Source organism: Eremococcus coleocola ACS-139-V-Col8 (genome assembly GCF_000183205.1).
Lineage (GTDB): Bacteria > Bacillota > Bacilli > Lactobacillales > Aerococcaceae > Eremococcus > Eremococcus coleocola.
Map to the genome: position 1 here is coordinate 1 of NZ_AENN01000012.1, position 20,080 is coordinate 20,080.

Below are 20,080 nucleotides of genomic sequence, written 5' to 3' on the forward strand. Positions count from 1 at the left end.
CAAGTGACAACTTCTATATGTTACCATCATGTTAAACGTTTGTCAACAAGTTTTTTTATTTATTTTAAACTTGTTTATTTTCGTTCGCCCTTTGTATCGGCAACAGATAGTATAATATCACCTATTCTAATTCATGTCAACGATTTTTTTAATTTTTTCGTATTTTTTATTTTTCTTCGTTTTCCAGCTTTATTCTTACTTCTACGAGGTTTAGGGTATTTAAATTCTGGCGTTTCTTCCAAGGAATTGACTAGATTTAGGGTATTTAATAAAGGAGGTGCTTTATGTGGTTAGTTTTAGTTTTTGTAGCCGGCTGTTTTTTGGGATCCTTAGAATTATGTTTAGTCCATCGATGGAATCACTTATTTAGTTTTTTTCTGGGTCGATCTGTCTGCGATTGCTGTGGCCGCCACTTATCATGGCGAGAATTAATCCCTATTTTTTCTTATCTTTACTATCGCGGTACTTGTCCCGACTGCAAGCAAATAATTAATCCCATTTACCCCCTAAGCGAGCTTACACTTGGACTTATCTTTTCTATTGTCTACATATATTTTAACAACAGCCTTTATTATTACTTATTCTATAGCATATTATTTCTAATGATCTGTTTTGATTTAAGCTATCAGTATATTCCCGACTTATTTCAAATAGGCCTTTTCATTCTCCTTTTTTATAATTATTTTACTTTCAGGCTTCTTTTTATTTCTTACCACCATTTCTTCATTCTATTTATTTTGACGATACTTTATTTCTTTTTTACTAACTATATCGGCGGTGCAGACCTTAAATTGATTGGAATCCTATGTGTCTGTTTACCTTTTGAATTTATTCCTTATTTTTTCTTTCTTGCTGCATCAAGTGGACTTTGTTGTTGTTTAATCACAAAGGTTAGACAGATCCCCTTCGTCCCCTTCCTTGTATTAGCTTTTCTGCCTTTACATATTTTACTTCAAATATAAAAAGACCAAGCAAGAAACTTTCTTGCTTGGTCTAGATTTATTAATAAATTAATCAACCGAAACTTCTTCAGTTAATTCTTGTGCAATATCCGTTAATTCTTCCTCATGAGTTGAAGTTTGAATATCACGGTAACGACGCATACCAGTACCAGCTGGTATTAGCTTACCTATGATAACATTTTCCTTCAAACCAATTAGACGGTCTTTGTCCCCACGAATAGCCGCATCAGTTAAGACACGTGTCGTTTCTTGGAAGGAAGCTGCTGAAATAAAGGATTTAGTTTCTAGAGCAGCCTTAGTGATACCGAGAAGAACTGGACGAGCTGTCGCAGGTGTTTCGCCTGACATAATGGAGGCCATATTGGCTTTAGTAAAGTCAGCAATATCCATTAAGGAGCCAGGCAAGATATCAGTTGATGCTGGATCCATTACACGGACTTTACGTAACATTTGACGTACCATTACTTCAACGTGCTTATCGCCAATTTCTACCCCTTGGCTACGGTATACACCTTGAACCTCATCTAATAGATAAGTTTCAACAGATAAAACATCCGTAATCCGGAGTAATTCTTTTGGATCAATTGAACCTTCAGTCAGTGGTTGACCCCGTTTAACAGTGTCACCTTCCACAACTTTAAGACGGGCTTGGAATGGCACATTGTAAGTACGCGTATCGGTAATACCCTTAATAGTAATATCTTTAGTACGATCTGAAGCTTTTTCTTCAATGGATTCTACCGTACCAGCTACTTCAGTAATGGTTGCTTGACCTTTAGGATGACGGGCTTCAAAAATTTCTTGGATACGAGGCAAACCTTGAGTGATATCGCCACCACCGGCAACACCACCGGTATGGAAGGTACGCATGGTTAACTGAGTACCTGGTTCACCGATTGACTGTGCCGCAATCGTTCCGACCGCTTCACCGACTTCAACTTCAGCACCTGTGGCTAAGTTACGACCATAACAGTGTTTACATACACCGTGGTCTGTGTCACAAGTGAAGACAGAGCGGATCGTTACGGCTTCAATTCCAGCTGCAACAATCTTAGCTGCAGTATCTTCATCAATTAATTGATTTGGTCCGATAATATCTTGGCCAGTTTGAGGATCTTTAACCGTTTTTTGAGTATAACGGCCGATTAGACGTTCTTCCAGTGATTCAGTCACAGAATTACCGTCCATAATCGCACGAACTTCTACACCTTTATCAGTACCACAATCATCTTCACGGACGATAACATCTTGGGCTACGTCAACTAAACGACGAGTTAAGTAACCAGAGTCAGCGGTCTTCAAGGCCGTATCGGTCATACCTTTACGGGCACCGTGAGTTGAGATGAACATCTCCAAGACGGACAAACCTTCCCGGAAATTAGAAGTGATTGGTAATTCAATAATCTTACCAGATGGGGCTGCCATGTTTCCACGCATACCGGCTAACTGAGTAAAGTTAGAGATATTACCACGGGCACCTGAATCAGACATCATATTGATTGGGTTAAGCGCTGGAAGAGATTCAACCAAGTCATGTTGGATTTGGTCTTTTGCTTTTTCCCAAGTTGAAATAACGCTTTGGTAACGTTCATCTTCAGTAATTAAACCACGACGGTATTGCTTAGTAATCTTTTCAACCCGGTCATGGGCATTTTCTAAAATTCCTGGTTTAGATTCAAGACGGATAACGTCCGCAACCCCAACTGTAATACCAGACCGTGAAGAATATTTGTAACCTTGATTCTTCAATTTATCTAGCATTTCAGATGTTTGCGTTACTTTGAAGCGTTTGAAGACTTCAGCGATGATGTTTCCTAAGTCTTTCTTCTTAAATGGTCCTACAATTGGCATAGCTTCAATCGCTGCCTTCACGTCAGTTCCTTTTTCTAAGAAATACTTATCTGGAGTTTTTTCAATGAGATTTTCATTAGACGCTTCATTTAAATAAGGGAATTCCACTGGCATAATTTGGTTGAAAATAATTTTACCAATGGTTGTCACCATAAGACGGTCTTTTTGCCAATCAGTAAATGGTTTACCTTTAATTGCACGGGCAGGAATTGCAACACGAGTATGTAAGTGAGCATAGCCATTTTGGCAGGCAATTTCAGCTTCTTCAACAGATCCAATTACCATACCTTCACCTTCACGGCCAGTTTCTTCAAGCGTTAGGTAATAATTACCTAAAACCATATCTTGAGAAGGGGTAACAACAGGTTTACCATCTTTAGGGTTCAAGATATGTTGTGCGGCTAACATGAGTAACCGAGCTTCAGCTTGGGCTTCTTCGGAAAGTGGTACGTGAATCGCCATTTGGTCCCCATCGAAGTCGGCATTGTATGCTTCACAGACTAAGGGGTGAAGACGAATCGCTTTACCTTCAACCAAGGTTGGTTCGAAGGCTTGGATACCTAAACGGTGGAGTGTCGGTGCCCGGTTTAATAGAACTGGGTGTTCCCGAATCACTTCTTCAATGACTGGCCAAATCCGGTTATCTTGAGTTTCAATCATCCGTTTAGCTGTCTTGATATTGCCCGCGATTTCACGGTCAACTAATTCTTTCATGACAAATGGCTTGAATAATTCAATGGCCATTTCTTTTGGTAAACCACATTGGTACATTTTTAGACTTGGTCCAACGACGATAACAGACCGCCCAGAATAGTCTACCCGTTTACCTAGTAAGTTTTGACGGAAACGACCTTGTTTCCCTTTAAGCATATGAGAAAGAGATTTTAATGGACGGTTACCAGGACCAGTTACAGCACGACCACGACGACCATTATCAATCAATGAATCGACTGCTTCTTGAAGCATCCGTTTTTCATTTTGTACGATAATATTTGGTGCACCTAGATCTAATAAGCGTTTTAACCGGTTATTCCGGTTAATTACCCGACGGTAAAGGTCATTTAAATCAGACGTTGCAAAACGACCGCCTTCTAATTGGACCATTGGGCGTAATTCAGGTGGAATAACTGGTAAAGCTTCCATAACCATCCAAGATGGTTTATTACCTGAAGCCACAAAGGAATCCAAAATTTCCAAACGACGCACGGCACGGGTCCGTTTTTGACCAGTCGCAGTCTTTAAGATGTCTCTAAGTTCGGCTACTTCAGCTTCAAGATCTACTTTTTCTAATAAGTCTTTGATTGCTTCAGCACCCATCTTAGCCACAAAACGGTTGCCATATTCCCGACGTTTTTCCCGGTATTCAGTTTCAGTTAATAATGATTTAGGTTCCAAATCAGTATCGCCCGCATCAATCACAATATAAGATGCAAAGTAGATGACTTCTTCTAATAAACGTGGACTTAAGTCTAAAACTAGACCCATCCGACTTGGAATACCTTTAAAGTACCAAACATGAGTTACTGGGGCAGCAAGTTCAATGTGTCCCATTCGTTCACGACGCACTTTAGCGCGGGTTACTTCAACCCCACAACGTTCACAAACCCGACCTTTGTAACGGATCCGTTTATATTTACCACAGGCACATTCCCAATCTTTCGTTGGGCCAAAAATTCGCTCGCAGAATAAACCATCTTTTTCTGGTTTCAAAGTACGGTAGTTAATGGTTTCTGGTTTCTTTACTTCACCATAAGACCATGAACGAATTTTTTCTGGGGATGCCAAACCAATTTGCATAGATTCGAAATTGTTTACATCTATCAAAGGGCCAACCTCCTTATTTTTTAAATGATCTGGGAGCGGGACAAAAGTCCAGCCCTTCATCATTTCATTAGCCAATATTATTCTTGATCATCATCGGTCAAAGCGGCAGTGACTTCTTCTGGGTCGTCTACCTCTTCTTCCGCGAACTCTTCTTCAAGTTCTTTATGTTCAGCTTGTTTTTGTTCTTCTTTGAACTTCTCTAAGGCATTGAAGTTGACTACGTCATCTTCGTCTTCATCGTCTTGGAGGTCGATTTCTTGATCATCTTGATCTAGTACTTTTAGGTCTAAACCAAGGGCTTGTAATTCTTTTACAAGGACACGGAAGGACTCAGGAACGCCTGGGCGCGGAATTTGTTCCCCCTTAACAATGGCTTCATAGGTCTTAACCCGACCAACCACATCATCTGACTTATAAGTCAAGATTTCTTGGAGGGTATAGGCTGCACCGTAAGCTTCAAGGGCCCAAACTTCCATTTCACCAAACCGTTGGCCACCAAATTGAGCTTTACCACCCAATGGTTGTTGGGTAACGAGTGAGTAAGGTCCAGTTGAACGAGCATGGAGCTTATCATCAACCATGTGGCCTAATTTCATCATGTACATAACCCCAACGGAAACCTTACGGTCAAACGGTTCACCGGTCCGACCATCATACAGAATGGTCTTGGCATCTTCAGCCATACCTGCTTCTTTAACAGTTTCCCAAACATCATTTTCATTGGCCCCATCAAAGACTGGTGTAGCAATATTGATACCTAGAGAACGAGCAGCCATACCTAAGTGAAGTTCAAATACTTGTCCGATGTTCATCCGAGAAGGAACCCCTAATGGGTTCAACATGATATCAACTGGAGTACCATCTGGTAAGAATGGCATATCTTCTTCTGGCACGATAAGGGAAACAACCCCTTTATTACCATGACGTCCAGCCATTTTATCCCCAACTTGAATCTTACGTTTTTGAACGATGAAGACCCGAACGAGCATGTTAACACCTGGTGATAATTCATCGCCATTTTCACGGGTGAAAATCTTAACATCGTGGACGATACCGCCACCACCATGAGGTACACGTAGCGAGGTATCTCTTACTTCACGGGCTTTTTCACCAAAGATAGCATGTAATAAACGTTCTTCAGCTGATAATTCAGTTACACCTTTAGGGGTAACTTTACCAACTAGGATATCACCATCACGTACTTCCGCACCAATGGCAATAATACCGTCTTTATCTAAGTATTTAAGGGCATCTTCACTCACATTAGGAATTTCACGCGTTATTTCTTCAGGTCCTAATTTAGTATCACGAGCTTCAGATTCATATTCTTCAATATGAATTGAAGTATAAACATCATCTTTAACTAAACGTTCTGACATGATAATGGCATCTTCATAGTTATAGCCATCCCAAGTCATAAAGGCGACCAGTGGATTTTGACCTAGAGACATTTCCCCATTTTGCATTGAAGGACCATCCGCAAGAATATCACCTTTTTCAACTTGTTCACCGGTTCTAACTAATGGACGTTGATTGTAGCAAGTACCCGCATTAGACCGGGCAAACTTAGTTAAATGATAAGAATCAACTGAACCGTCTTCGAGTTGAACTTTGACTTCATTGGCATCAACGTAGATAACCTGGCCATCACGTTTACATAGAAGGGCAGCACCAGAGTCATGGGCGGCTTGATATTCAATCCCGGTTCCGACAAATGGAGCATGTGGTTTCAAGAGTGGCACAGCTTGCCGTTGCATGTTAGCTCCCATCAAGGCCCGGTTGGAGTCATCATTTTCTAAGAATGGAATAGACGCTGTCGCAACCGAAACAACTTGTTTCGGTGACACATCCATATAGTCTACCCGCTCAATTGGGATTTCCAAGTTTTCATCCACATAACGTGCCATAACCGTTTCATTAGCAAAGCTACCATCTTCATTTAACTTAGAGTTAGCTTGGGCTACCACATAGTAATCTTCTTCGTCAGCAGTTAAGTAATCAATTTGATCCGTTGGTTTATGGGTGGCTTTGTCCACCTTACGATATGGGGTTTCAATGAAGCCATATTCATTAATCTTAGCGTAACTTGCTAAGTTATTAATCAAACCAATGTTTGGACCTTCTGGGGTTTCAATCGGACACATCCGACCATAGTGAGTATAGTGAACGTCACGCACTTCATAACCAGCCCGGTCCCGGGTTAAACCACCAGGTCCTAAGGCAGAAAGACGACGTTTATGAGTCAACTCACCCAATGGATTGGATTGATCCATGAATTGAGACAATTGAGAAGAACCAAAGAATTCTTTAATTGCCGCTACTACTGGACGGATATTAATTAATTGTTGCGGAGTCATTGAAGAGGTATCTTGTAATGACATCCGTTCACGTACCACCCGCTCCATCCGAGAAAGACCGATACGGAATTGGTTTTGTAGCAATTCACCGACAGACCGAATCCGACGGTTACCCAAGTGGTCAATATCATCAGACACACCAATACCATAATCTAAGAATAGATAATAGTTTGCAGAAGCAATAATATCAGCTGGCGTTAGAGATCGTACATCTGGCGTGATATTACCATTACCAATAATGTTAATCACTTTCTCAGGGTCACGCGGAGAGTAAACCTTGATAATTTGCACATCAACCGGTTCACCCAAGACTCCTTCTTCTGAAGGATATAATGTTACTAAGTTGATATTATTTTCAAGATAAGGAATTAAAGTATCCATCTTATCATGGGTTAATTCAGTACCCTCAGGGAAGATAATTTCACCCGTTTCAGGGTCAGCAAGGTTTTCCGCCAAGGTTAATCCTTGTAGACGGTATTTAAGATTTAATTTTTTATTAATTTTATAACGTCCAACAGGAGCCAAGTCATAGCGACGTGGATCGAAGAAACGAGCAATTAATAAATTACGGGATGATTCAGCTGTCTTAGGTTCGCCTGGTCTTAGACGTTCATAAATGTCTTTCAAAGATTCTTCAATCCGAGAATCAGCAATATTTTTATGAACATCTTTATCAAGGGTTGCTTCGAGTAAGTCAGATTCCGTAAAGATATCGATGATTTCTTCATCAGATTCAAAACCAAGGGCTCGAATTAATTCGGTCATTGGTAATTTACGGGTTCGGTCGATCCGGGTATAGGCCACACCTTTAGCATCCGTTTCGAACTCTAACCAGGCACCCCGGTTAGGAATAACTGTCGTAGTGAAGGTATGACGGTTTTTCTTATCAACCCGGTCATGGAAATAAACACTTGGTGAGCGGACTAATTGAGAAACAATAACCCGTTCCGCCCCATTAATAATGAAGGTTCCCATTTCGGTCATCATTGGGAAATCACCAAAGAAGACTTCTTGTTCCTTAACTTCTCCGGTTTCTTTATTGATTAAGCGCAAAGTAACATAGATTGGTCGAGAATAGTTAGCATCATGACTACGTGCCTCATTGACATCATATTTAGCTTCCTTTAAAGAATAACCAACAAAATGTAATTCTAAATTCTCTGAGTGGTCAACAATTGGAGAGATATCATCAAACATCAATTGTAATCCTTCATCCAAGAACCATTGATAGGAATCGGTTTGGATTTCAATTAAGTTTGGCATCTCAAGAACTTCATGAATACGTGAATATGATCGACGTTCGGCTTTCTTACCATATTTAACAATATGATGATGACTCAAGCTTTTCACCCCTTTATTTATTAAGACCCAGAAGATGTTACGATTTGTTTACAAAATTTACATTTCATTAACAAAAGCGCAATTACCCCGAAAAAAAGACAAAAAAAAGACAAAAGTCTATGCTCTTACTTGGCACACTCTTTTGTTTTATCCGGACGAAGCCTGGCCTGGACAATATTTCAAGCCATTCTTCTACATCTAATTAATCTTTACATCTATTAACAATACTACATTTTTAATAAAAAAGCAAGCCTCCCTTTAGGGGGACCTCTCTAATTTTTAGTTAGATTCACTTGAATATAAATGCGCATCTAATTATCATTTCTAGTCGCATCCCAATAAGCTTGAATATCATCCACCGTAATGGTAAAGGAAGAAAGCTCATTATATGTTTCCCCATCTAAAAGGGCAACCTTGCCTTCTGGCCCCTGATGCCAACTGACTGAAACAATATTCCCCTTATAGGCAAAAGCATTCCAAGTAAAGACCGGGCCCCCTTGGTCGAGATGATAGGTAAAATTCCCCTTGCCATTCTCTTCCACGGATGAGTAATTGCGAATGCCTTGATCATCTTGGAAATCATAGGATTTCCCTACTACTAGACTATCCTTCGGTAAAATACTAGAATTGGTCGTACGTAAGTACTTTTCAAAATCAGCAATCGTAAAAGTTTGGTCCCGATTCAAATAAAGAAAGCTTAAATCTTTTTCTATAGCATCCAAATTCGATACAGCTGGGGTAATTTGATTAACATCGTAGTAATATGCTAAAGCCGGTAAGCCATAATGAATTCGGATATAGCCCTCAATAAGTGGAGGATCGTCTACGGTTTGGTAAAAGTTATCTTCCAGCAACTGAACTAGCTTAAATCGAAATTGATTGGGTTCCTTCAGCAGAAATTGCCATTCATCCGTTGAGACATTGTGCAGAACCACAGCATCATTATAGTCAGCCCCTTCAGCCGGACCCCACTGATAGACTTGGTCATCAATAGTCACTGTTCGGTTCTGCTCATTAGGGTCGGCATTGCCACCTAAAACTTGTTGATAATCTTGAGCTTGTCCCCCATAGTCGACTAAGAACTGAGCGAATTCCTTAAATATATCATGACCATCTTGAGAAAGTAAAGGCTTGGGTTGACCATGGTCATCTAAGGTTAGCTGGTCACTATTTGACTCTGAATTTTCTTCCAGACTCCGACCACCGCTTTCTTGCCCAAAATTTTCATCTACCGCTTGACTTAAAGCAGCTAAATCTTGGTTACGAGTCGGATTAAAGACTAAAAAATTACCCTCCATCTGTTCCGCAACTAAAGTTTGATAACCGTTAGGTCCCGTCACCATTAAATAAGTAATCACTCGCATAGGCGGATTTTCTTTATCATAAGTTGAATAAATAGCATGGACCACATATTGGTCATCCGGTCCTGCCTCATGGGCTAAGACTGGGACCACATGTTGGTCGCCTACCGCCATATCTTGAAACATATCACGGATACTATAACCAGCGTGATTAAAATCATCCATCTGGTCACCAGGATAATAGCGAACATATGATTGTCCCATATTGACCGCCCAAGCGGTAAAATCTTGGTCAAGCTGACCATACCAGGCCTCAGATTTAATCATCTGGTCTAAGCCGACACTCTCTGCCAAGACAAGCGGCGTTCCTGAAAAGAAAATTAAACCTACAGCTAACCCAGCAATAATTTGTCCCCATATTTTTTTCATAACCTCACCTCAAGATAAGTCTATCATGCTAACAAACAAGAATACAAACACTTTCAAACCGGTAACAAAAAAGACCGGCTTACAAATATGCCGGTCCTACTTTATACTGATTCTTTTGTACTCACAAGAATCCAGTAACCCTTGTCTTGTTTTAACTTGGTCACATTTCCAAAACTTGCTTGAAGATAGTCCATCATAGAAGGTGCTCCTTGTTTCTTTTGAATGACTACCCAAACTTGGCCACCTGGATTTAAATACTTATAAGCCTGATCAACAAAAGCCTGAATCACAGCTTTACCTGCCCTAATCGGTGGATTGGTGATCACAAAATCAAACATGACATCGAGATTGATACTCGTCGCATCCGCTTGAAGCCAAGAAATTGATTCCACCCGATTCAAGTCTTGATTAGTCTGAGCCAAATTCAAAGCCCGTTCATTTAGCTCAACTCCCACTAGGTGAGCTTGGGGATATAGCTTGGCTAGGGCGATGGTCATAGCACCATAGCCCGCACCCAAATCTAAGATTGATTCAGCCAGTTGCACTTCTTGAGCAAAAGTCTCAACTAATAAATGAGAGCCAAAGTCCATTCTCTGTTTTGAAAAAACTCCATTATCTGTTGTGAAATGTAAGTCAAGACCTACCAGCTTCACTTCAATGGTTTGTTGATTACTCTGGCTATGGGGTGTCGCCGTATAATAATGGTCTGCCATAAACTCCTACCTTTCTAACAAATAAGGGACATAATCACTTTTTCTCGGCAAATAAACCAATCGAGCTAGGTTTTACGTACAGAGGTAATTAAAATAATCAGACCCACAATAAACACAATGGCTGATACCGCAAGCAGAACTAAATTGGATAAATCACCCGAGTAAGGTAGAAATCCAAATAACTTATCCTCTTTAGATTCAAAAACCAAAGAACTTGTCACTCGGTCTAATGAACTTGAAGATACAGGAATCAGCGATACCTGTCTCAAAGAAGTTACCGATTCATCCTCACTCTCTGAATTATTTGAATCATTAGAAACTGAAGATAAGGACTCCGCTGTATAGTCGATGGGGGTTATGGTAACCGTCTTAATTCCTTGGGCCTCATCAATTGTTTCGGTGAAATCATGCGAAGGTCTTGTTTGCGCTTCAATGATGGAGCGAATTTTATCGGGAAATTCCCCATTTTCATCACGTTCAATGGTATAAGTATGAGGTAGACGAGCCCCCTTATAGGTTAAACGGTGCAGACGCTCATTGAAATCAATATCGGGGGTATTTACTTGATAGCGAATACCCAGGATAAGGTCATACACTCCATCCGAAACCATCCAGGGTTCATAGTCAAAAAATAAATCTGGATAGGTATTCATAATTTCATTTCCTAACTGGTAAGCTTCATCAATACTAGAAAGTTCTGCTCTAGCATAAAATAAAATATATCGTTTACCTTCACTGGCATCATCTGCATAATTCAAGGTAACCATATAGCCATCGCTAGACCCAACTGGCTTTTTTTCAACTTTAAATTGATTTTGAGCATCCGGATCCTCTTTAATGAGTTGAATAAAAGTATCAGCCTCCCCTTGACTAGCAAATATATTCTTAACAAAGGGGAGATAAGGAATATTTAATAAGTCAGGCGTTTCAACATTCGACGCTTCATGTGAAGTGCCTCTATGCTCCGAATTACCAGTTTCCTCTGATTCATCAGCACTTGATGATTCCTCGCTTGTTTCTCTTTCAGGGATGGATTCTGAGATACTTGTTTCAATCTCACCTGAAGATTCAGGCATACTCGTCGATTCTGGATTTGACTCAGGTAAGGATCCACTCGTATTATCTTGGGCAAAGACCAATTTATTTCCTTGCATATACATGATTGAAGTTTGTAGACCAAAACTAGCCATTATAAGCATAGTAAACAAAGAAATGACACGCTTATATTTCTTAAACATTGTCCCAACCTTCCATTTATCTGTTATAATCACTCACCATTTTAGTATAAATACTCTTATTAAGCAATTATATCTTATCCCAACAAAAGTCAGTAGATAAAAGTCAAATTCTAGCAGTAAAGATATAATTTAAAGTTAATCTATACAATTAATTTACAAAAATCTGTTATACTTTATCCATACAGTAAGATATTGGAGGTCTCTCATGATAAAAGTATTTGCATCCGATATGGATGGGACGCTATTAAATGAATACCATGTCCTAAGTGAACGAACTGTCAAAGCCATTAAGGCTTTACAGGCAGCGGGCATTGAGTTTATTATCGCAACCGGTAGAGCTTATCATTCTGCCTTACCCTTATTAGAAGCTAACGGGATAAAGTGTTCCTTCATTACCCTAAATGGAGCCGTCCTATGGGATCAAGAGGGTAAAATTCATAATCCAACCCCCATCGAATATCAAGAAGTCCTAAATATGGTGGACTATTTAAAAACAAACCAGATTAATTACTCTTTCATGTCGATGGATAATATCTATATCAAAGACAAAGCAGCCCACCAAACCCGTATGCGTAAATTCTTCGAAGAAGAAGCAAAGCGTAAAAAAGTCGATCTATCCGAAATTTCACAAGCACAGCTAGTTGCCAACGAAAAATACCTTAAATCTTTAGATGAATATGATTTAAATCCTGACCATAGTCCAATGAAAATCATGATTTTCTCAGACGAAGCCCAAGTACTTCAAGACTTTCAAGCACAATTTGGGCAAATTTCAAGCTTGGATATTACTTCTTCCGCCCCAGATAACTTAGAAATCACCCATAAAAAAGCCCAAAAAGGGATTGCTATTCAGGCCTACCTGAAAGAAAAAGGAATTAATATGGACCAAGTGGCTGCCATTGGTGATTCGCTCAATGACCGGTCAATGCTCCGCATGGCCCGTTACTCATTTGCTATGGAAAACGGGGTTGAACCAGTGAAAAAAATCGCTAAATACTTAGCCGCACCCAATACCCAGGATGGGGTCGCTCAAGTTATTGAAGCGATTCTTGCTGGGGAATATCAATAGGTGAATTAAATGAAAAAAGCTTATAAAATAACTTGTCTCTGCTTTATTACTAGCAGCCTAGTTGCTTGTGCTAGCTCAGAAAATACGACTTCTAACAAAAATGAACCAGAAAAATCTTCTATCAGTATGATTGCCTTTGAATCAGGTCAGGAGTTATTAGAAGAAAGTCCATCCGAAAAGAAAGCAACTTATGAAAGCCTTGACCAAATCAGACATACCGATGGATCTTTAGCTGACCAAATGTCCTTTAGTCAGATTCAAGCAATTACTAGTGAAGAAGAGTTAGCTCAACGAATGAAAGCATCAGATCAAGAACCATTTATCCTATACTTAGGCTTTGACGAATGTCCTTATTGCAAAGTATTTAGTCCCAAAATCAATCAACTCGCCAGTGAGTTAGATGTGACCCTCCATTACTATAATACCCATACCTTTGATGCCACTGCTTTGGCAGACAAGCTAGGAATTGAAACCGTCCCCCATGCTTTTATTATTAAAGACGGTAAGCCCGTCGAATTCGTTAACCAGAACTCTGACATGCAAGAACTTGAAGACTTCTTACGTGACTTTAAAGCTTTATAAAAAAACAAACCCAGCTTAGGATTGGGCGCTTCAAGCGAAACCATTTAACCTAAGCTGGGCTTTTTTATTTTTATGGCAAATAAAAAGAGACCGAATAACCGATCTCTCTTTAAACTTAATTATTTAAATTAGTTTTCTTTTTTGAATTTAGGAGCAACTAGTCCTAATCCAGCTAAGATTGATAATGCAGCAGCACCGAAGATTACTGAGTCAGAAGCTTCACCAGTTTCTGGTAATTTTTCGCCACCTTTAGCAGCTGGTTTTTCAGCTTTTTTACTTTCATCTTTCATGTCATTAGATGGTTTTTTAGACTCTTCTGGTTTTGTAGACTCTTCTGGTTTTTTAGGATCTGTAGGAGCTGGAGTTTCTTTTTCAGCTTCTTTACGCATTTCATCGCGTTCTTTAACTAATTTGTCTAATTCTGCTTTAGTTTTATCATAAGCATCTTGTAAATCTTTTGAATCTTTACCAGTGATATCTTTAATGATTTCTTGTTGTTCTTTGTTTAAGTTAAGACGGCTTGGATCAGTAGAGTTAGCTTTAGAACCAACTACTAATTCATGTAAGTTAGCTTCTAAGTATGCTTTTTCATTGTATAATTCAGCTAATTTAGCTTTTTCGTCAGCAACTTTAATTTTTGCTGCAGTTAAGTTCTTAGTAGCTGTATCAAGTTCAGTAGTCGCTTTGTCTAAATCTGCTTTAGTAGAGGTTACATCAGCATCAGTTTTCTTAACAGCTTCTTTAGCTGCTGCTAAGCGATCGTTAGCTTCTTTAATTTTAGCATCTACACCGTATACATCAGAAACTTTGTATTCACGGTTTAAGTCAGCCATCTTAGTTGTATGAGCTGCATTTGCTGCTGAGATAGCATCATCAGCTTTTTTGTTAGCTGCTGCTTTTGCATTTTCTTGTTCCATTACTTTTGAATTATATACATTTGTAGCTTCTGTTAAAGCAGTAGCTGCTTGAGCAGCTGCTTGTGCTAATGCATCTAAGTCAGCTTCTGAGAAAGGAGCTTTTTCAGCATCGGCTGCAGCAGCATTGGCTGCAACAGCATCGGCATGAGCTTTATCAGCATTAGCCTTTGCAGTTGTTGCTTCTTCCATTGCGATTCTAGCTGGTTCAGCGATGGCATTTGCTTCTGCAAGTTCAGTTGCACGAGTTTGTTCAGCTAAGTCAATTGCACGTTGTGTTTCTTCAGCTAAAGCGTCAACTTTCTTAGTATATTCGCCGTATTTTGCAGTTAAATCATTTAATGCTTGGTTAGCGTTAGCTAATTCTTTTTTAGCTGCTTCTGAAGCTGCTAAAGCTTTTTCGTAAGCTGCTTTGGCACCATCGTAGTCACCTTTAGCTGAATCGTAAGCTTTTTGAGCTTCTACTAACTTTTCATCTGCTGCTTTAACAGCTGCTTCTTGAGCTGGTAATTTACCTTTAACTTCAACGATTTTTTGAGAAATTTCAGGTAATAATTTAGCATATTGTTCTTGAGAAACATTAACTAATGTTTGGTATTCAACATTATCTGCATCTTTGTAATAAGCATTTACTGCTGGAGTAGCAACTGCTGCTAATGACATTGCTGTAGCTGATAAAGCTACTAATTTAACTAATGATTTTTTCATAAGTCTTTACCTCTTTCTTTTCCTAAATAATAATGTGTCTGCTTCAAAACCTAAGAAACTTAACTTCATAAGAATATTAACAAATTCTTAAGAACTTTGCAAGGCTTTTTCTTAATTTTTTTAAAATTAATTTAAGTGTCTTAAGAAATTCTTAATATCTATGAAATTAGGCCACTCGTTTGGCTGACAATACTTATTATATATAATTATTTAATAAAGTAAAGTATTTCTTAAGGCTTTCTTAATAACAAACAGGTAACAGAATATATATATCCTGTTACCTATTTGTAATATCTTATTCTGTCTGGGGAATAACAATCCGAAAGACCATCTGGTCTTGATCAATCAAGGCATAGGTCTGGCCACCATGGGCATGGACAAAGTTACGGACGATTGATAAGCCTAAGCCTGATCCTGGAATATCATTGGTTCTAGATTGATCTGCCCGGTAGGCCCGTTCAAAGATCATTTCTAATTCATCTTCGGCAATGAGGGTCCCATTATTACGAACTTCAAAAACCAGCCATTTAGACCCCGAGTATTTCGCCTTTAGTAAGGGAATATTATTAGGACGGCCTGCTAAAGTCTTATAATTACAATTGGAAATTTCACGAGCTATCAGGTGAATGACTGTGGCTCCATGCCCATATTTGAAGGCATTGCTAATTAAATTAGCAAAGATACGAGCAAACTTATCCGGATCCAAATACGCTTGGATATCATGTGGCTCAACTTCTACCGTTAAGTCGATTCCTTTTGCTTCCGCTTCCCAGCGAAAATCAGCCACTACTTGCTCCATAAAAGCTTCTAGCGGAATATCCACCTGATTAAGACGAATTAAGGTTTGTTGCGACCGGCTATATTCAAAGAAGTCATTGACTAATTCTTGCATCCGACCTGTTTTACGTAGGACTATGTCCAAATATTTATCATATTCTTGGGGACTCAGGCTATCTTTATTCTTTAAGAGATCTAGGTATCCCACAATTGAAGTTAAGGGCGTTCTTAGATCGTGACCCACATTGGTAATTAATTCATCTTTTGATTTTTCTAATTCTTTTTTTTCTCGGAAGGAATCTTCAATACTATCCAACAGGTTATTAATATTCTGTGCAACGACATGGTACTTATCTTTCTCAGATACTGGAATTCGTTCTGAATAATGACCCTGGGCAAAATAGTCAATCTTAGCCAAAATCGAATCTAAGTGTCGTTTATTTAGAAAACGTTTGGTACTCCAGTAAGTATATAAGACCAGAATGACAATGTAACTGACATTAAATCCCCAAATGGTCGATTTATACAGATTCGGAGTATCAATAATCCAACGCCGAATCCGGGTCTGTAACTCAATATTCGTCGGGGTGGATAGAAAGCTTTTATAAGCGGTTATTAATAGTAAGAAAATAATTGATACGCCACCCGCAACAAAAATAATATGGGAAATGATTTCAAAATTACTAATCCGTTTTTTAATGATTCGCTTAAACATACTAGCCTACAATCTTATAGCCTAGGCCCCAGACCGTTTTAACGATTTTTTCACCATTGGTGGCTGCTTCTAGCTTATCCCGTAAGTGGGAGACATGGACCATGACGGTTTGAGAAGATGGTTTATTACCTTCGGGCCAAACTTCTTGCAAAATATCTTCCGCTGAGAAAACTTGATTTAAATGGGTAGCCAGTAAATAAAGAATATCAAATTCAGACCCTGTCAATTGTACATCTTGACCGGATAAGGTGGTTACAGTATGGGAATCTTTTTCAATAGTTATGGAGCCTACTTCCACCTTGCTAGTGTCTTTAGCTTGAGGGGGTTGATTTAGAAGCTGTTGCCGGCGGAATAAAGATTTAATGCGGGCAATCACTTCTAAGGGGTTAAAGGGCTTGGCCACATAATCATCGGCTCCAGCAAAAAGACCGGTAATTTTATCCGTATCAGTTGCCTTTGCTGTTAGGAAGATGACTGGGAAGTTCAAGCCTTGTTTCCGGATTTCTTCAAGAACCTCTAAACCATTTTTCTTTGGCATCATGATATCTAAGAGAACTAGGTCTATATCATCATTCTTAGCAATTAAATCAAGAGCTTCCACCCCATCAAAAGCTTGAAGCACATCATAACTTTCATTTTTTAGATATATGGTAAGTAATTCAACAATTTCTTTTTCATCGTCAACTACTAGGACACGCATAACAATCATCCTTTCATTTCAATTTCTACTCCATTATACCTTATTTTTAATCAATTCGTCTTTAACTAACCTTATTTAATATAACTGTAAGTTATTTTCAAGCAAAGAAAAAACCAACCCCACTCGGAGGTTGGTTTATTGTTTTAATTTTCGGGTGAAAATTATTTAGCTTTAGCTTCGCCGCCAGCTTCAGTAATAGCTGCAACTAATGCGTCAGCGTCTTCTTTAGAAAGACCTTCTTTAACAACAGCAGGAGCGCCATCTACTAAGTCTTTAGCTTCTTTTAAGCCTAAGCCAGTAGCTTCACGAACAGCTTTGATAACTTTGATCTTAGCAGAACCAGCAGAAACTAATTCTACGTCAAATTCAGTTTTTTCTTCTTCAGCAGCGCCACCAGCAGCTGGACCAGCAGCTACAGCAACAGGAGCAGCAGCAGAAACGCCGAATTCTTCTTCGATTGCTTTTACTAAGTCGTTTAATTCTACAACAGTTGCTGCTTTGATATCTTCGATAATTTGTTCAATATTTAATGCCATTTTAAAATTCCTCCATTTTATATGTTTTTAATTATTTACTTTCAATGACAGCGTTAAGGGCATAAGCCATCTTAAGCGCAGGAGACATTTGTTGTAATACAGATGCAGTATTGCGGATTGGAGCTTGTAATACTTGCGCCAACATCGCAAGGAGTTCTTCGCGTCCAGGCATAGATGCTACTTGGTTGATTACTTCAACGTTCGCTACTTTACCTTCTACTAGACCACCCTTGATACTTAAGTTTTCAGCCTTTTTAGCAAATTCAGAAAGGATCTTAGCAGGTGCTACGATGTCTTCTGATGAAAATGCTACGGCAGTAGGTCCTGCGAAATATTCGTCAAGGCCTTCAATGTTTGCATCCTTAGCTGCACGACGTAAGATAGTGTTCTTTAACACTTGCATTTCAACGCCTGCTTCACGTAATTGTTTACGTAATTCAGTCACTTCAGCAACGTTAAGACCTAGATAGTCAACAACAATCACAGATGCAGAATTTTGTAATTTTTCAGAAATTGCAGCTACTTGAGCTGCTTTTTCTTCAACGGTTACTAATCCTCTTGCCAAATCTTTTTCACCTCCATAAAGTTGATAGAGATTTTTATAAATAAAAATCTCTATGCCACCTTAGACATAGAGATAGATTCCTGATTATTATAGGAACTTCCTCGGTAAGAAATTAAGGCCGGGGCCACTTACTGTCTACGGTCGTTTAACACAGATAGTATTCTAATGGAAATACTTCTATGAGTCAATACTTATTTGTATTTTATAATGCTGCGGCAGCAACATCTAATTTGATACCAGGTCCAAAGGTAGTTGTTAAAGTTAAGCTTTGGATATAAACACCTTTAGCAGATGCTGGTTTCAAACGTAAGATTTCATTATGTAAAGCTTTGAAGTTTTCAACAAGTTTGGCATCATCAAATGATACTTTACCAATTGGAACACTTACAATACCAGCTTTATCGGCACGGTAAGTTACTTGACCAGCCTTGATATCAGTCACGGCTTTAGTTACATCCATGGTAACTGTACCGGTTTTAGGGTTTGGCATTAAGCCTTTTGGTCCTAAGACCCGACCTAAACGACCTACTTGACCCATCATGTTAGGTGTTGCCACCATCACATCGAAGTCTAACCAACCGTCAGAAATTTTGTCGATTAAGTCAGCTTCACCAACGAAGTCTGCGCCAGCGGCTTTAGCTTCTTCAGCTTTTTCACCAGAAGCGATTACGACTACGGTTTGAGTCTTACCAGTTCCGTTTGGCAACACCATTGCGCCACGGATTTGTTGATCTGCTTTACGAACGTCAATATTTAAGTTATATGCGACTTCAACGGTTGCGTCAAAGCCAGCAAAGTCGATTTCTTTTGCTAATGCAACTGCTTCACTTGGTGCGTAGAATTTTTCGCGATCTACTTTTTCAAGGGCAGCTTGATATTTTTTGCCTTTTTTAGCCATTATAATTCCTCCTATACTTGTGGTTTTAGCGGTACTACCTCCCACACCCGATAGACACGGGGCGAGAAGCTGCGATTATGCCTAGTCTTCGACGGTGATACCCATTGAACGGGCAGAACCTTCGATCATACGCATGGCAGCTTCTACGTCTGCTGCGTTTAAATCTTGCATTTTTAATTCGGCAATTTCTTTGACTTGTTGACGAGTCACTGAAGCTACTTTTTTCTTGTTAGGTTCGCCAGATGCTTTAGCGATTCCAGCAGCTTTTTTCAATAGAACTGGAGCTGGTGGAGTCTTAGTAATGAATGTAAATGAACGGTCTTCATATACATCGATTACAACTGGGATAATCATCCCATTTTGATCTTGCGTACGAGCGTTGAATTCTTTACAGAATCCCATAATATTTACTTGTGCTTGACCTAGGGCTGGACCAACTGGTGGAGCGGGGCTAGCTTGTCCCGCAGGGATTTGTAATTTCACTTGGTTTACTACTTTTTTAGCCACGAAAGTTTCCTCCTTATAAATTATATTCGTGATGTGGTTTGCGGAATCGACGATTCCTCCCACTCATTGTGCGTACATGCGCACCGAAATAGT

At 39.3% G+C, this 20,080-nt stretch carries 16 protein-coding genes and 1 other annotated feature; of the genes, 4 read left to right on the forward strand and 12 right to left on the reverse strand.

Translation table 11 applies throughout. The annotated features are described in order from the left end of the window. On the forward strand, positions 1 to 294 hold a 294-nt coding region (locus tag HMPREF9257_RS09335), incomplete at its 5' end, for a hypothetical protein (protein ID WP_218015543.1). Then, on the forward strand, positions 285 to 962 hold the full coding sequence (locus HMPREF9257_RS09630) for a prepilin peptidase (RefSeq protein ID WP_006418089.1): 678 nt from the start codon (positions 285 to 287) through the stop codon (positions 960 to 962). The genes HMPREF9257_RS09335 and HMPREF9257_RS09630, both read left to right, overlap by 10 nt. A gap of 48 nt (positions 963 to 1,010) precedes the next feature. Here HMPREF9257_RS09630 and rpoC read toward each other — a convergent pair whose 3' ends face one another. The 5 genes from rpoC to HMPREF9257_RS03440 all read right to left on the reverse strand — a co-directional run bounded on the left by rpoC (position 1,011) and on the right by HMPREF9257_RS03440 (position 12,016). After that, positions 1,011 to 4,637 carry a DNA-directed RNA polymerase subunit beta' gene (gene rpoC / locus HMPREF9257_RS03420; protein WP_006418088.1) on the reverse strand — a complete coding sequence of 1,209 codons (3,627 nt, stop codon included), beginning with the start codon at positions 4,635 to 4,637 and terminating at the stop codon, positions 1,011 to 1,013. 77 nt (positions 4,638 to 4,714) lie between these two features. Then, positions 4,715 to 8,335: a DNA-directed RNA polymerase subunit beta gene (gene rpoB / locus HMPREF9257_RS03425; protein ID WP_006418074.1), complete on the reverse strand. Its 3,621-nt coding sequence runs from the start codon at positions 8,333 to 8,335 to the stop codon at positions 4,715 to 4,717. A gap of 311 nt (positions 8,336 to 8,646) precedes the next feature. Continuing rightward, positions 8,647 to 10,065, reverse strand: coding sequence for a DUF4767 domain-containing protein (locus HMPREF9257_RS03430; RefSeq protein ID WP_006418082.1), 1,419 nt, complete (start codon positions 10,063 to 10,065; stop codon positions 8,647 to 8,649). Positions 10,066 to 10,166: 101 nt separating this feature from the next. Next, positions 10,167 to 10,778, reverse strand: a complete 612-nt coding sequence (locus HMPREF9257_RS03435; RefSeq protein ID WP_006418087.1) for a class I SAM-dependent methyltransferase — start codon at positions 10,776 to 10,778, stop codon at positions 10,167 to 10,169. 65 nt (positions 10,779 to 10,843) lie between these two features. After that, positions 10,844 to 12,016, reverse strand: a complete 1,173-nt coding sequence (locus HMPREF9257_RS03440) for a hypothetical protein (RefSeq protein ID WP_006418098.1) — start codon at positions 12,014 to 12,016, stop codon at positions 10,844 to 10,846. 205 nt (positions 12,017 to 12,221) lie between these two features. Here HMPREF9257_RS03440 and HMPREF9257_RS03445 point away from each other — a divergent pair, with 205 nt between their 5' ends. Next, positions 12,222 to 13,085, forward strand: a complete 864-nt coding sequence (locus tag HMPREF9257_RS03445; protein WP_006418095.1) for a Cof-type HAD-IIB family hydrolase — start codon at positions 12,222 to 12,224, stop codon at positions 13,083 to 13,085. A gap of 9 nt (positions 13,086 to 13,094) precedes the next feature. After that, positions 13,095 to 13,667 (forward strand): thioredoxin family protein, encoded by a 573-nt coding sequence (locus tag HMPREF9257_RS08730; RefSeq protein ID WP_006418102.1) that lies wholly within the window; start codon positions 13,095 to 13,097, stop codon positions 13,665 to 13,667. Positions 13,668 to 13,795: 128 nt separating this feature from the next. On the opposite strand, the gene HMPREF9257_RS03455 is transcribed toward HMPREF9257_RS08730, so the two are convergent. The 7 genes from HMPREF9257_RS03455 to rplK form a co-directional block, all read right to left on the reverse strand. After that, positions 13,796 to 15,289 (reverse strand): LPXTG cell wall anchor domain-containing protein, encoded by a 1,494-nt coding sequence (locus tag HMPREF9257_RS03455; RefSeq protein WP_006418099.1) that lies wholly within the window; start codon positions 15,287 to 15,289, stop codon positions 13,796 to 13,798. A 295-nt stretch (positions 15,290 to 15,584) separates the two neighbouring features. After that, positions 15,585 to 16,781 (reverse strand): sensor histidine kinase, encoded by a 1,197-nt coding sequence (locus HMPREF9257_RS03460; protein ID WP_006418086.1) that lies wholly within the window; start codon positions 16,779 to 16,781, stop codon positions 15,585 to 15,587. Position 16,782: 1 nt separating this feature from the next. Next, positions 16,783 to 17,481 (reverse strand): response regulator transcription factor, encoded by a 699-nt coding sequence (locus HMPREF9257_RS03465; RefSeq protein ID WP_006418091.1) that lies wholly within the window; start codon positions 17,479 to 17,481, stop codon positions 16,783 to 16,785. A 161-nt stretch (positions 17,482 to 17,642) separates the two neighbouring features. Beyond that, complete coding sequence (rplL, locus tag HMPREF9257_RS03470; RefSeq protein WP_006418080.1) at positions 17,643 to 18,017, reverse strand: 50S ribosomal protein L7/L12; 375 nt, start codon at positions 18,015 to 18,017, stop codon at positions 17,643 to 17,645. Positions 18,018 to 18,048: 31 nt separating this feature from the next. After that, positions 18,049 to 18,582 (reverse strand): 50S ribosomal protein L10, encoded by a 534-nt coding sequence (gene rplJ / locus HMPREF9257_RS03475; protein ID WP_006418073.1) that lies wholly within the window; start codon positions 18,580 to 18,582, stop codon positions 18,049 to 18,051. 32 nt (positions 18,583 to 18,614) lie between these two features. Then, positions 18,615 to 18,741, reverse strand: a sequence feature (ribosomal protein L10 leader region). A gap of 43 nt (positions 18,742 to 18,784) precedes the next feature. Next, positions 18,785 to 19,480: a 50S ribosomal protein L1 gene (gene rplA, locus HMPREF9257_RS03480; RefSeq protein WP_006418076.1), complete on the reverse strand. Its 696-nt coding sequence runs from the start codon at positions 19,478 to 19,480 to the stop codon at positions 18,785 to 18,787. Between the two features lie 81 nt (positions 19,481 to 19,561). Next, positions 19,562 to 19,987 (reverse strand): 50S ribosomal protein L11, encoded by a 426-nt coding sequence (gene rplK / locus HMPREF9257_RS03485; RefSeq protein ID WP_006418090.1) that lies wholly within the window; start codon positions 19,985 to 19,987, stop codon positions 19,562 to 19,564. Positions 19,988 to 20,080 lie beyond the last annotated feature (93 nt).